Genomic DNA, 14,242 nt, shown 5'->3' with positions numbered 1-14,242 from the left:
GATGCTGGTTGAGTTTTATTAGTGACTCAGATCGCGATATTAAATTCAGATGGCGAGTTTTCCACCAGTTTGTCGACCATGGCGGCCAGATCGGCAAAGACTTGCGTACCTGGCGGCAAGCCACCTTTTTCCTGGGTATTGCTGCCTTTGCCGGTCAGCACCAGATGCGGTTTGCAACCGAGAACGAAGCCAGCCTGCAAGTCGCGCAGGGAATCGCCCACGCAATGCACACCCTTGAGATTGGTGTCATAACGACGGGCAATCTCTTGCAGCATGCCGGGCTTGGGTTTGCGGCAGTCACAATTGTCATCTGCCATATGCGGACAAAAGAAAATCGCATCTATCGTGGCACCGACTTGCTGGGCGCTGGTGTGCATTTTTTGATGGATGGCATTCAACGTGGCCATATCAAACAGTTTGCGACCTATGCCAGACTGGTTGGTTGCGACCACCACCGTATAGCCCGCCTGGTTAAGGCGGGCGATGGCTTGCAGTGAACCTGGTATCGGCTTCCATTCTTCGGGAGACTTGATAAAGTCGTCCGAGTCCTGGTTGATAACGCCATCGCGGTCAAGGATGATGAGTTTCATCTGCAATCCTGGTTAGTGGTGCACTGTTTTAACATGCCTCAAGCTGCCAGCTTGGAAATGTCGGCAACCTGGTTCATCATGCCATGCAGGCTCGCCAGCAAGGCCAGGCGGTTGTTACGCAGGGCCAGGTCTTCTGCATTCACCATGACATCATTGAAGAAGCTGTCCACCGCTGCACGCAGGGCAGCCAGGGTTTTCAAGGCACTGGTGAAGTCACCTTTGGCAAATGCCGCATCCACTTCCGGTTTGACATCGGCCATGGCCTTGGCCAATGCCTGCTCGGCAGCTTCTTGCAATAGCGCTGGCTGGACTGCGCCTGGCGTACCCTCGGCTTTTTTGAGGATATTGGTAATACGTTTGTTGGCAGCAGCCAGTGCTTCTGATTCTGGCAGGGCAGCAAAGGCTTGTACAGCTTGCAGGCGTTCAACGATGTTATCCAGCGTGTCTGGTTGCTGGGCAACCACAGCTTCGACTTCATTTTGTGAAAAACCCTTGTCGCGCAACTGGCCGCGCAGGCGATCAAACAGGAAGTTCAGTACATCGGCTGTCGGATCTTTGAAATTGGCATTGCCAGCAAACAGCGCTACTGCTTGTGCCAGCAAGGTATTCAGTGACAGCGGCAAGCGTTTTTCCACCAGCATGCGCAAGATGCCCAGGGCATGGCGGCGCAGCGCAAATGGGTCACGGTCACCGGTAGGCTGCAAGCCTATGCCCCAGATCCCGACCAGGGTTTCCAGCTTGTCTGCCAGGGCTACGGCGGTACCTGTCAGCGTCGCAGGCAATGTATCACCTGCGAAACGTGGCTGATAATGTTCAGACGCGGCGGCGGCCACATCAGCGTGTTCGCCATCATGCTGGGCATAGTAAGTACCCATGATGCCTTGCAGCTCAGGGAATTCACCGACCATATCGGTCAGCAAGTCTGTCTTGGCCAGCAGGGCGGCGCGTTCGGTCAGCGCGACATCGCCATTCAGAGTGGCGGCAATCTGGCCTGCCAAAGTTTTAACGCGTTGCGTACGTTCTGCCTGGCTGCCCAGTTTATTGTGATAGACCACATTCGCGAGCATTGGCAGGCGTGATTCCAGGGTCTTTTTCTTGTCCTGTTCAAAGAAGAATTTGGCATCTGACAAGCGTGGACGTACCACGCGCTCATTACCCTGGATGATGTATTGCGGGTCGCTGGTTTCCAGGTTGGAGACGATCAAAAAGCGTGAACGCAATTTGCCAGATGCATCTGTCAGGGCAAAATATTTCTGATTCGTTTGCATGGTCAAAATCAGGCATTCTTGCGGTACAGCCAAAAACTCTTGTTCGAAATTGCATTCATACACTACCGGCCATTCGACCAGGGCCGTGACTTCATCGAGCAGGGATTCTGGCATCAATACTTGGTCTGCACCTGCTTTACCCAACAGGGCGGCGCGTATCTGTTCTTTACGCTCATTGAAGCTGGCGATGACCTTGCCTTCGGTTTTCAGGCTGGCGGCATAGTCTTCTGCCTTGGCAATGCTGACTTCACCTGCAGACAAGAAGCGGTGGCCCATAGTGGTGCGGTTGCTATCCAGACCAAGCAAATGCAGAGGTACGATATCTGCACCGTGCAGGGCAATGATCTTGTGTACCGGGCGCACGAAATGCACAGTCTCGCCATCAGGGCGCTGGTAGCTCATGACTTTGGGGATAGGCAGTTTGCCTATGGTTTCTTCCAGCGCAGTTTGCACTGCCGGTGCCAGCGCAGTACCAGCCGCTGTATAGCTGTAGAAGAAACTCTCAGCCTTGCCATCGACAGCACGCTCCAGGTCACTGACCTGCAAATTCGGGAAACCGAGTGCTGCCAGTTTCTTGCCCAGCGGTGCTGTCGCATTGCCAGCCGCATCCAGTGCCACGGAGACCGGCAATACTTTTTCACGCATCAGCTTGTCTGGGGACGTGGAGCGTACACCAGTGATGCTGACAGCCAGGCGGCGTGGTGAGGCATAGCTGGTCGCTATAGACTCAGCTTCGAGGAAATCGCGTGACTTCAGACCAGCGACGATACCGGCGCTGAATGCCTCACCCAGTTTGGCCAGTGCCTTGGGTGGCAGCTCTTCGGTAAATAATTCTACTAACAGTGTTTGGCTCATGTTTCTTATCCTACGTTCCGGCGCTGTGCCAGAATCTGTTTAATGATGTTCTTGTTGGCTATGCGTACTGCTTATGCAGAAGCAGCAACCTTAGCGGAAGCAGCGGGAACAGGCTTGTGCTTGTCATCCTCAGCGCACATGGGGAAGCCCAGTGCTTCACGCGATGCATAGTAAGCCGCAGCCACGGCACGCGAGAGATTGCGTATGCGGCCTATGTAGGCAGCACGCTCAGTCACAGAAATCGCACCACGTGCATCCAGCAAGTTGAAAGTATGCGCAGCCTTCAAGATCATTTCATAAGCAGGCAGGGCCAGGGATTTTTCTGTCACTTCCAGCAGGCGCTTGGCTTCTGCTTCGTAATTGCTGAACAAAGAGAACAGGAAATCAGTGTTCGAATATTCAAAGCTGAAAGTTGATTGCTCAACTTCATTTTGATGGAATACATCGCCATAAGACAGGCGCACGGTCTTGCCGTTTTCTTCACGTTCGGTCCAGACCAGGTCATAGATATTGTCTACACCTTGCAGATACATGGCCAGACGCTCCAGGCCATAGGTAATTTCACCCAGGATAGGCTTGCAATCAATACCACCAACTTGCTGGAAATAAGTGAATTGTGTGACTTCCATGCCATTCAGCCAGACTTCCCAGCCCAGGCCCCAGGCACCGAGGGTAGGGTTTTCCCAGTCATCTTCAACAAAACGTATGTCGTTTTGCTGCAAATCCAGGCCCAGGGCTTTCAGAGAACCCAGGTAGAGGTCAAGGATATTTTCCGGTGCAGGCTTCAACACCACCTGATATTGGTAATAGTGTTGCAGACGGTTAGGGTTTTCACCATAACGGCCATCCTTGGGGCGGCGTGATGGTTGTACATAAGCCGCACGCCATGGTTCAGGCCCGATGGCACGCAAGAAAGTGCCGGTATGCGAAGTACCCGCGCCCACTTCCATATCGTAAGGTTGCAGCAGGGCGCAGCCTTGCTTGTCCCAGTAATCTTGTAATGTCAGGATAATTTGTTGAAATGTGAGCATCGTGCTATCTGCCTTTGTCACTTCTTGAAGAAGCGATGAATAAAGTTTGCCAAACCTTAGATTTTAACGGCTTTTGCGCTGGATAGGCGAATTTGCTTGATGTTGTTTTGTTAATTTCATGGGGTAATTTGCCTAAATACCCAAGACCTCTCACCACAGAGACACCGAGGCACAGAGAAAACCAAGAGGGTGCTTATTATTTTTGCAAATATTCGTTTTATATCAACTGACGCAATTGCAGCATAAATAGGCTGCTTTGTGATGGCGGTTTTTGTTGCAATTGCCTGGGCTACGCGGTATAAAAATCCACCTGCCAATAAAAAAACAGTATGCTGAATGGGAGACCGCAAAGCAATGGCTATAGTTGACCAGACCCTTACCCTGGATGCCGAGTCACAGCGGCTGGAAGAGTGGTATCTCTTGTTGGGGGAGCTTTCCCATTGTCTGTGGTACACGCCAGAATTGCCTGAGATGTTGCGTGGCTTCTGTCGTATCCTGGTGCAGCGTGCTGGCTATTTGTGTGCTGAGGTGGAACTGGACTTGGGTGACAAGTCAGAAATTTACCGCTTTCGTGCTGACAGACTGGCTGGAAAAGAGACAAAATACCTGGTTTTGCCCTTGCAGCGTTATGGTGATGTGCTGGCGCAATTACGTGTCGGTGCTGACTTTGATCTCAGCGAAAGTAGTGATGCCTACAACATACTGAGCCGTTTTGCCAATGAATTGGCGCAAGCCATCCATGCCCTTAGCAGTACCCATGAGCACCATGATCTGCAAGATAATATGGAAATGCTGGCACTCTCTGTGCAGCAAAGCCCGTTTGCGGTAGTGATTACCAATGCAGATGGTGAACTCGAATATGGCAATGACAGCTTTTGCCGTATTTCTGGCTATGCATTGAACGAGGTGCTGGGCAAGCATGTGTTCTGGAATTCTGGCGACCCTGCTGATGAAAAAGTCATGCGCATCATCAAGGCACTCAAGGTCGGTGAGCATTGGCAGGGCGATGTGCTCAGCCATCGCAAGGATGGCACGGCATATTGGGAAAGACAGATGGTCAGCCCGCTATGCAATGCAGACGGCCATATCACCCACCTGATCGCTGTCAAACAAGATATCACTGACAGCAAATTCCAGTTGAAAGAAGTCGAACAAGCCCTGCTCCTGCGTGAGCAAGCCCTGGTATCCAGCAGCAACGGCATCATGATTACCCGCAGTGACGACAGCGATCATTCCATCGTCTATGTGAACCCGGCTTTCGAGCGTATCACTGGCTACACAGCGCAGGAAGTCATAGGCCGGGAAGGACGTTTCCTCGTCAGGGAAGATCTGGCACAACCAGATCTGGAAGAGATACGTACGGCATTGCGGGAAAAAAGAGCCGGGTGTGCGCTGCTGCGCAATTACCGCAAGGACGGTACGCAATTCTGGAATGAATTACATATCTCGCCCGTCAAAGATGCGACGGGTGCCGCCACTACGCATTTTGTCAGTGTCATCAATGATGTCAGTGAGCGCGTCAATTACCAGAAAGAGCTGGAATACCAGGCTACCCATGACAGCCTGACTGGTCTGGCCAACCGCAATTTGCTCAACGATAGGATCACGCAGGCCATCGCCTGGGCCAAGCGCCAGGATTTGTCGGTGGGTTTGATGTTGCTCGACCTTGATCATTTCAAGCTCATCAATGATGCATCTGGCCATGGTGCCGGGGATGAAATGTTGAAGCAGGTAGCCAACCGGCTCAGTCATTGCGTGCGTGAAACCGATACTGTGGCACGTCTGGGCGGTGACGAGTTCGTCATCATTCTGACTGATTTGCCTGAGACTGGCGATGTTGATATCGTCGCTGAAAAAATCCTGGCCGCACTGTCACGTCCGTTTGAAATCAATGGGCATGATGTGTTTGTCACGGCCAGCATAGGGATTTCACTTTATCCACGTGATGGTGATCATGGCGAGATTTTGCTGCGCTATGCCGACATCGCCATGTACCGCGTCAAGGAACATGGACGCAATAGTGTGCGCCAGTTTATTCCAGAGATGGGTGTCACCGCCATCAGCCGCCTGAATATGGAAGGTGCATTGCGCCGTGCGCTGGAAAGACATGAACTTACTCTGCACTATCAACCCAAGATAGAACTGTCGACCGGTCATATCGTTGGTGCAGAAGCGCTGGTGCGCTGGCATCACCCGCAGATAGGCTTGATACATCCAATTGAGTTCATCCCGCTGGCAGAAGAAACCGGGCTCATCTTGCCATTAGGCGAGTGGGTACTGGCAGAAGCATGCCGCCAGCAAGTCAACTGGAAAAAATCCGGCATGGCAGATTTGAAGATCGCCATCAATATGTCGCCACGCCAGTTCCGGCAAGAGGATTTGTCTGACCGTGTTGCGGCAATTTTTGCCGAGACAGGTGCCGATCCATCCTATGTCACACTGGAGTTGACTGAGAGCATGGTCATGCAAGATGTGAACAGTACCCTGGTGGCATTGCGTGCCTTGAAAAAACTGGGGGTATCGATATCACTCGATGATTTTGGTACAGGTTACTCCAGTCTTTCTTACTTGCGGCGCTTCCCTATTGATGAGCTGAAGATAGATAAATCCTTCATCAATGACATCCATGAAAATCCCGATGATGCGGCGATTGCCAGCGCCATCATTGCCATGGCCTTGAGCCTGAGTTTGAGTGTCGTTGCCGAAGGAGTGGAAAAGAAAGAACAGGCCGAACTCTTGCGCAAAATGGGCTGCAGCCAAGTGCAGGGATATTATTTTGGCCGCCCCATGGATGCGGCAGGCTTTGCTACCCGCTATCGCGAGCACATCAATGAGTAAGACTATGAATAAGCTGATCTGGCGCACCGGCAAGGTAAGCGAAATCCCTGAGTTGCTGATGGCAGCAACACTGGAAAAATCAGCCGCCGTCGGCGCGGCAACTGTCTATCATTTCAAACACGATGGGCAGGAAAAACTGGCGATTTCCCTGCCCGATGGTCAGGCACTAATCATCGAACCGCTGCCCAGCGGACGACCACGCCGCCGCCGTGTTGACCCACTGAAAGCTGAGCCGCCAAGCCAGCTTGCAGATGTCATCGATAACAGCTGAATGGTTCAATAGTTTAGTGGCCAGGTGCATGTTCACTATCCAGCAAAGCCATGGCATGATCATTGTAGCGATTACCCGCTACTGCATCGCTGGGAACTGCAGCCGCTATTGCCTGTAAATCTGCTGCATTCAGCTTCACATCGAGCGCACCCAGGGCTTCTGTCAAACGGTCACGACGGCGTGCGCCCACCAAAGGGATGATATCTTCACCTTGCGCCAGTACCCAGGCAATTGCCGCTTGCGCCACGCTGATCCCCTTGCTGCTGGCGATGCCACGCAAAGCTTCTACCAGAGCCAGATTACGCTCCAGATTACCATCCTGGAAACGTGGACTGACACTGCGGAAATCCTTGATGCCAGTAGTGCGTTCCGGGCTCCAATGGCCGCTGAGCAAACCACGTGACAGTACGCCGTAGGCAGTGATGCCTATGCCCAGTTCGCGGCAGGCTGGCAAAATTTCCGCTTCTATGCCGCGTGAAAACAGCGAATACTCTATCTGCAAATCACTGATGGCATGGACGGCTGCCGCACGGCGCAGGCTGGCAGCACCTGCCTCCGACATGCCGATGTGGCGCACATAACCGGCTTTCACCATGTCGGCGATGGCGCCGATGGTGTCTTCGACGGGTACTTGCGGGTCTATGCGCGCAAGGCGGTAGACATCAATATGATCAGTGCCCAGGCGTTTCAGGCTATAGGCCAGGGCGTTCTTGACGGCTGCGGGTCTGCCATCCATACCTATCCAGTTACCTGCCGGGTCACGCAACGCACCGAATTTGACGCTGATTTTTACCTTTTCGCGTGGCAGGTTTTGCAGGGCTTCCTGGATGAGCAATTCATTATGGCCCATACCATAAAAATCGCCTGTGTCGAGCAAGTCTATCCCTGCATCCAGTGCAGCATGGATAGTGGCTATGCTTTCACCGCGGTCAGCCGGGCCATATAAATCCGACATGCCCATGCAACCCAAACCCAGTGCTGAAACCGCCGGGCCTTGCTTGCCCAATAGACGTGTTGCCATTTTGTTTTGTGTCATGTTGAAACTCCTTCTGCCATGTTTTGCATTTGTGCCTCAGCGGGTTTGCTGAAGATGTAGTCATTGTAGTTAGATAGGATTTATAGATAAATACGTTAAAATTGCCATTACTGTGCAAAAAATCTAAACAATTGATGTGTTGAGGAGGATCATGGATAAATTCCAGGCTATGCAAGTCTTTATCGCCGTGGTCGAGCAAAGCAGCTTTACCCGCGCTGCCGAGCAATTGCAAATGCCCAGAGCCAGCGTGACCCTGAGCATCAAGCAGTTGGAAACCCATCTCGGCACGCGCCTGTTGCAAAGAACCACGCGCCAGGTCAATACCACTGCAGATGGCGATGCCTATTACCAGCGTTGTGTGCGCTTGCTGGCTGACCTGGAAGAAACTGAATCGGCATTCAGCCATAGCCTGCTCAATCCAAGTGGCAAGCTCAGGATTAATTTGCAAGGCTCGCTGGGCAAATATTTCGTGGTCCCGGCCTTGCCAGGCTTTAGCGCCAAATATCCTCTGATAGAACTGGAAGTCGGCATGAGTGACCGCCTGGTTGACCTGGTGCGTGAAGGCGTCGATTGCGTCTTGCGCGGTGGTGAGTTGCGTGATTCCAGCATGATCGCCAGACGGGTCGCATTGATGACGCAAATTACCTGCGCCAGCAGCAGTTACCTGCAAAAGCATGGTGTGCCCAGGACGCTGGATGATTTGCCTGCGCATCTGGCAGTGAATTATTTTTCATCTCAAACGGGCCGAAATATGGATTTTGAATTTGTCACGAATGGCAGCACAGGCGGGAAAACCCAGACATTGCCATTGAAAGGGCAATTGGCGGTCAATGATGTCGATGCCTATGTCGCAGGTGCAGAAGCCGGTTATGGCCTGATACAACTGCCGCGCTTCCACGTTGCTGCCCAGCTGGCGGCGGGCAGCATGCAGGAAGTTTTATCAGAGACGCGGCCACCGCCTATGCCGGTATCCATACTTTACCCTCACCACCGGCAGTTGTCGCCACGAGTCAGGGTATTCGTAGAATGGCTGACTGAGCTGATGGAAAAGCATGCAGACAAATTCAAGGCCTAAATAATATTAAAAATATATCGTTTATCAAGCTGGCTTGCAGTTTGTGGCTTATTTTCAATGTTTTTGTCCTTACACAAGCCACAGTCGCAAGCCAATACCTGACATATTCACCCTGTTTCCCTTATCATGCTGTCATGACAGAAGATCAGGAAGTTCTCCTCCCCCCTTATCCTGGTATCCAGGAAAAAGACATACTGCTGGTACAGACGCCAGCAGACGCAGAGCAAGCCTATGCAGAGATGCTGGCAGCCGATATTTTGGGTTTTGATACCGAATCCAAGCCGGTATTCTTCAAGGGCCAGCAATCCGATGGACCGCATCTGATACAACTGGCTACCGACAGCAAGGCTTATCTTTTCCCTATGATCAAGACGCAAAACACCGATGCGGTGAAAGCCTTGTTGGAATCGAAAGAGATACTCAAAGTTGGTTTTGGACTCAGCGATGACATGAAACGCCTGAAAATCAAACTTGGCATCCTGCCGCAACATGTGCTTGACCTCGCACGTGCCATGCGTGAGAGCAAGCAGCGCGACATGGGAGCAAAAGCTGCTGTCGCCAAATTTTTTGGCATGCAGCTGCAAAAATCCAAGAAGACATCGACCTCCAACTGGGCCGCCCCGGCTTTGAATGACAGGCAAATCATGTATGCCGCCAATGATGCGCAAGTGGCATTGCTGGTGTACAGAAAATGGCTATCACTTAAGCAGGGATGAGGCAGGGCTGAACTTTACAGCGTCTCGACGGTCAGATGGCTCACGATAGCTATATTGACAGGGGATGTATGCTGGCCAAAAAGAAAATGTTTTTATTGCTTGCGGGTGCATGTTTCAGTTTGTTTAACCAGACTGCACAGGCAGATGGACTGGCAGATTTAAAAGCTGCATTGACTCGTTTGCCGGGGCAAACGCCAGTGAAAGCTATCGTTGAAGCCAAAACCTGGAGCCGCCAGGGGGAAGGCAAAGATGCGGATGAGCAAAATGGCCAGGCCAGCATCAGCCTTGATGACAGTCCACGTGGCTTGCAACTTTTATACAGCAAAGATTTATTGACGCGCCTCGAAACCGAAGAGCGCGCCAAGGAAAAAGACCCCAAAGCCAAGACCCCCACCATCGCTGCCATCAGAGAAGTCAATTCATCAGAATTGCGCCCCATGGTTTCTGCCGTTGGTAATCTTTCGCGGGTGCTTGAGAAAGCCATATTCAAAAGTGAAAAAGCCGACGCTAACTACAACGGCAAGCCCGCACGCCTGCTGAGTTTCGAGATACCTGTTGAAAAGCTCAGCGAAAAAGACCGCAAATACGTCAAGAAATTCGAAGGCAGCCTGGAAGTCTGGATAGGCCAGGATGGCATCCCGCTGGCCAGCCGCATGCATCAGGCTATCTCCGGGCGTGCATTCGTCGTAATCAGTTTTGAAACAAAAAATGAAGAAGAACTGGTGTATGGCGTCAGCGGTGACCGGCTCGTCGTGACCAAAAAAGAAAGCAGGAACAGCGGTTCAGGTGCCGGTGAAAAAGGTGAGATGCGCGTCGTCAAAACCCTGCAGGTGCAATCTTGATATGTTTGGACTTGCTGCAACGCAACACCGATAATTCATAATTGTTTTGTCGATTTAATTTGGTTTGACATTACAATGTGGTGATGTAAAGTTCGTCTCCCAGAAAGGTAATTCCAGTGTTTAGCACGCCTTATTCCTCTCCTTTTTCTGTGTCTTCCGTTTCCTCCTTCGGCCACTACAAACAGCTTCATCTGCGCAACCTGGCTGCTACGGCCTTGCTGGTATGTCTGGCCAACGGTGCCTATGTTCCCGCTGTCCATGCTGCCCCGGTATTGGCAGATGGCGCGGCAGCCGCAGTCATTCCGGTGAATGCAAAAAAAGTCATCAGCCATGATGTCTATGCAAACTGGCGCAGCATACAGGGCAATGTCCTGAGCCGCGACGGCAACTGGGCAGCCTATGCCTTGGTAGGACAAGAGTCGGATGGAGAGGTCGTCGTCAGGAATCTCAAAGATGGCCGTGAATGGCGTGCACCACGCGGCACGACACCAGCCTTCAGTGCGGATGGTCGTTACCTGGCTTTTGCGATTGCGCCAACCAGGGTAGAACTGGACAAGGCCAAGAAAGAAAAGAAGAAGGGTGATGACTTGCCCAAGTCGGGCCTGGGTATCATGAATCTGGCGACTGGTAAAGTTGAAAACCTCGACAGGGTAAAACGTTTTGCCTGGCCGGAAGAGGGCGGCAATTTCCTGGCAGTCTTGTTCGATGCACCCAAGGAAGCAAAGAGAGATGCGAAGAAAGATGCCGAGCCTGCTGCCAAGGACGATGAAGATCAACAAGCTGCTGCCGCCTCAGCCGCAGCAAAGAAAAAAGACACGGGCACAGAGTTTTTATTGATTGATGTTGCGAATGCCAAACGCACCAGCTTCAAGGAGGTCGCTGATTTTACCTGGTCAAAAAATGGTGAATTACTGGCCTTCAATGTCATCACTAAAGATGCACAAAAAGATGCACATAAAGATACAGCGCGCGAAGGTGTTTACCTGATCAGCCCGCAAGACCCGACTCCACGTACTATCATGGCAGGTGCGGGCAGTTACAAGCACATGAATTTTGATGAGGCTGGCCGTCAACTGGCTTTTGTCAGCAACCGTGATGACCTGGCAAAGAAAAATGTGGAAGCCGAAAAGTCCGGCAAGAAAAATGCTGACGCCGACAAAGCTGACAAGGCCGATAAATCTGATAAAGCCGACAAGGCTGAAAAAGAGATTACTGCTTTCAATCTGTATTACTGGCGCGCTGGTGATAGCGAAGCCAAAGCTGTCGTTACTGCAGATACCGCTGGCATGGCGGCAGGCTGGTTACCCAGCGAACACGGTAGCCTGAGTTTTAGCAAAGATGGTCAGCGCCTGTTCTTTGGTACGGCAGAGCTTGCCAAGGCCGATCCCAAGGATGCACCAGAACCTTTCAAGGTTGATCTCTGGCACTGGAAAGACCCTGAGCTGCAATCGATGCAAAAGGTCAGGGCAGAGAAAGAAAAACAGCGCAGCTATAAAGCGGTCTTCCATATTGCCGACCAACGTTTGGTCCAGCTTGCCAACAAGAGTATCCCGAATGTATTGATCAATGATAATCCGCGTTTTGCCATGGGTGCCAGTGATGTGCCTTACAAGATGCAGCAATCATGGGATGCCCTGTATCACGATGCCTATGCCGTAGATTTGCAAACCGGCCAGGCGCGTTTGCTGGCGCAAAAATTGCGCTATGTGCCCAGCCTGTCGCCAGGCGGTAAATACGTCATGGCCTTTGATGCCAATAGCAGCATCTGGTATTGCTGGTCAACCGCGGACGGCAGCAAGATCAACCTGACAGGCAAAATCAAGGCACGCTTTGAAGATGCCAAACGCGATACGCCAGAAGTCAAGGATGCCTATGGTTTTGCGGGCTGGACAGAAGATGATGTCAGCGTAGTCTTGTATGATCAGTTCGATTTGTGGGAAGTCAATCCGCAGACTCAGTCCAGCCGTAACGTGACGGCTGGCTATGGCCGCAAGCACAACCTGGAATTGCGTTATGTTCCCGTGGATATGGAGAAAAAACCACCTGCAGACGAACCATCACCAGTGGCCGAGGCCAAGGCTTTGCCGACAGACTCATGGATACTGGCAGCCACAAATGAGGGTAATCGCTCTACCGGCTATTATCAGCAAAATCCAAAATCTGGCGAGCCGGTAAAACTGATACATGGCGATAAATTGTTTGCTGGCTTGATTAAAGCCAAGAAGGCAGATACGGTCTTGTTCACCCAGCAAAGCTTCACGGAATTCCCGGATTTGTGGAGCAGTAACCTGGCTTTGCAGAATCCGCAAAAAATCAGTAATGCCAATCCCCAGCAAGCCCAATTCAACTGGGGCAAGCAGGAAATGATTGAATACACCAGCCTCGATGGCAAGAAGCTCAAAGCCTTGCTGGCCAAGCCTGAGAATTTTGATCCGGCAAAAAAATATCCGATGATGGTCTACATCTATGAAAACATGTCGGAAAGTTTGCATAAATATGTCCCGCCTGCACCTAGCCAGAATATCAATGTCACCCGTTACCTGAGTAATGGTTATATCGTGCTGCGCCCGGACATCGTCTATAAGACGGGGCATCCGGGTAAGAGTGCCTATAACACCGTGGTGCCTGCAGTACAAAAAGTGCTGGCGCAAGGCTATGTCGATCCTAAACGTGTGGGTATACAAGGCCATAGCTGGGGTGCTTACCAGATCAATTACCTGATCACGCAGACCAATATGTTCCGCGCGGTGGAAGCGGGTGCATCCATGGCGAACATGATCAGCGGTTACGGTGGCATACGCTGGGGCACAGGCATGAGCCGCGCCTTCCAGTATGAGAAACAACAAAGCCGTATTGGTGGCGCGCCCTGGAACAAGACGGCAGAGTACATAGAAAATTCACCGATATTCTTTGTCGATAAAGTGCAGACGCCTTATCTGACCATTCACAACGATGATGATGATGCAGTGCCATGGTATCAGGCCATAGAGTTTTTCACCGCCTTGCGCCAGTTGGGCAAGGAAGCCTACTGGTTCAATTTCAATGGTGAAAAACATGGTCTCAAAGAGCGCGACAATATGAAGTTTTATACCGTGCATATGGCCGAATTCTTTGATCATTATTTGCTCGGCAACCCTCGTCCTGAGTGGATGGACACGCCTGTGCCTTATCTGGAGCGGGGCAAGCGGGATGTGATGGGGCAGTTCAAGCCTGCTGCAGCAAAGGCTGAGTGATTTTTGGGGAGTCGCTTGTGGCTCCTCGCTAGCTGCCAGCGTTTCAATTATAAGATAAACGGCAATCTTAAATTCGTCGCTCCAGCGTAGGCTGGAGCCTAGTGGCGTTCGTTGCAAATTTTAGTTGTTGATAATACGATTGTCCTCCGTGGATACAAGCCGGGTCTCGGCCCGGCAGCCGAAATACTTTCTTTGCGTCGCCAAAGTAAGTATTCAAAGAAAGGCGACCCAGGCGTAGCCGCCCCTACGGGGTTCCTGTAGTGGTCAAGTAAATCAGGACAAAGAAATAGGAGAATTTACAGCGTAGTGACGTTCGAAGACAGAGGGAGATAAATATCCCAATGTGGAATGCAAACGTGTGGTGTTGTAGAAATTCGTTATATAAGCAACGATGTCCTGTCTTGCTTCCATTTTATTAGCATAGCTGCCTTGCCAGACGCGTTCCATCTTCAAATTAAGGAAGAAACGCTCTGCAACAGCATTGTCC

At 51.5% G+C, this 14,242-nt stretch carries 11 protein-coding genes; 6 read left to right on the top strand and 5 right to left on the bottom strand.

Annotated elements, in window-relative coordinates; all coding sequences use genetic code 11:
• Positions 1-26: 26 nt before the first annotated feature.
• The 3 genes from gmhB to glyQ form a co-directional block, all read right to left on the bottom strand.
• Positions 27-590: a D-glycero-beta-D-manno-heptose 1,7-bisphosphate 7-phosphatase gene (gmhB, locus tag ACO0LD_RS22325; RefSeq protein ID WP_423010373.1), complete on the bottom strand. Its 564-nt coding sequence runs from the start codon at positions 588-590 to the stop codon at positions 27-29.
• Positions 591-628: 38 nt separating this feature from the next.
• Positions 629-2,713 (bottom strand): glycine--tRNA ligase subunit beta, encoded by a 2,085-nt coding sequence (glyS, locus tag ACO0LD_RS22320; protein ID WP_423010372.1) that lies wholly within the window; start codon positions 2,711-2,713, stop codon positions 629-631.
• A gap of 71 nt (positions 2,714-2,784) precedes the next feature.
• A complete protein-coding gene (glyQ, locus tag ACO0LD_RS22315; protein ID WP_423010371.1) occupies positions 2,785-3,744 on the bottom strand; it encodes a glycine--tRNA ligase subunit alpha in 960 nt (319 codons plus the stop codon).
• Positions 3,745-4,098: 354 nt separating this feature from the next.
• Between glyQ and ACO0LD_RS22310 the strand changes: the two genes are divergently transcribed.
• Both ACO0LD_RS22310 and ACO0LD_RS22305 read left to right on the top strand, forming a co-directional pair.
• Positions 4,099-6,582, top strand: coding sequence for an EAL domain-containing protein (locus ACO0LD_RS22310; protein ID WP_423010370.1), 2,484 nt, complete (start codon positions 4,099-4,101; stop codon positions 6,580-6,582).
• Between the two features lie 4 nt (positions 6,583-6,586).
• The gene (locus tag ACO0LD_RS22305) at positions 6,587-6,853 is read left to right on the top strand and encodes a hypothetical protein (RefSeq protein WP_423010369.1); all 267 of its coding nucleotides are present in this window, start codon (positions 6,587-6,589) and stop codon (positions 6,851-6,853) included.
• Positions 6,854-6,866: 13 nt separating this feature from the next.
• Here the strand turns inward: ACO0LD_RS22305 and ACO0LD_RS22300 are convergent, their stop codons facing one another.
• Positions 6,867-7,874, bottom strand: coding sequence for an aldo/keto reductase (locus ACO0LD_RS22300; RefSeq protein WP_423010488.1), 1,008 nt, complete (start codon positions 7,872-7,874; stop codon positions 6,867-6,869).
• A 166-nt stretch (positions 7,875-8,040) separates the two neighbouring features.
• Between ACO0LD_RS22300 and ACO0LD_RS22295 the strand changes: the two genes are divergently transcribed.
• The 4 genes from ACO0LD_RS22295 to ACO0LD_RS22280 all read left to right on the top strand — a co-directional run bounded on the left by ACO0LD_RS22295 (position 8,041) and on the right by ACO0LD_RS22280 (position 13,755).
• Positions 8,041-8,964: a LysR family transcriptional regulator gene (locus ACO0LD_RS22295; protein ID WP_423010368.1), complete on the top strand. Its 924-nt coding sequence runs from the start codon at positions 8,041-8,043 to the stop codon at positions 8,962-8,964.
• Between the two features lie 134 nt (positions 8,965-9,098).
• Positions 9,099-9,680 (top strand): 3'-5' exonuclease, encoded by a 582-nt coding sequence (locus ACO0LD_RS22290; protein WP_423010367.1) that lies wholly within the window; start codon positions 9,099-9,101, stop codon positions 9,678-9,680.
• A 68-nt stretch (positions 9,681-9,748) separates the two neighbouring features.
• The gene (locus ACO0LD_RS22285) at positions 9,749-10,522 is read left to right on the top strand and encodes a hypothetical protein (protein WP_423010366.1); all 774 of its coding nucleotides are present in this window, start codon (positions 9,749-9,751) and stop codon (positions 10,520-10,522) included.
• A 116-nt stretch (positions 10,523-10,638) separates the two neighbouring features.
• On the top strand, positions 10,639-13,755 hold the full coding sequence (locus tag ACO0LD_RS22280; RefSeq protein ID WP_423010365.1) for a prolyl oligopeptidase family serine peptidase: 3,117 nt from the start codon (positions 10,639-10,641) through the stop codon (positions 13,753-13,755).
• Between the two features lie 273 nt (positions 13,756-14,028).
• Here the strand turns inward: ACO0LD_RS22280 and ACO0LD_RS22275 are convergent.
• Positions 14,029-14,242: IS3 family transposase (locus ACO0LD_RS22275; protein WP_423010364.1), on the bottom strand; the 214-nt coding region annotated here is incomplete at its 5' end.

It is taken from the genome of Undibacterium sp. Ji83W, from assembly GCF_049340385.1.
Taxonomy (GTDB): domain Bacteria; phylum Pseudomonadota; class Gammaproteobacteria; order Burkholderiales; family Burkholderiaceae_D; genus Undibacterium.
Note: the sequence above shows the minus strand (reverse complement) of the source record. Positions and strands in the feature narration are given on the sequence as shown.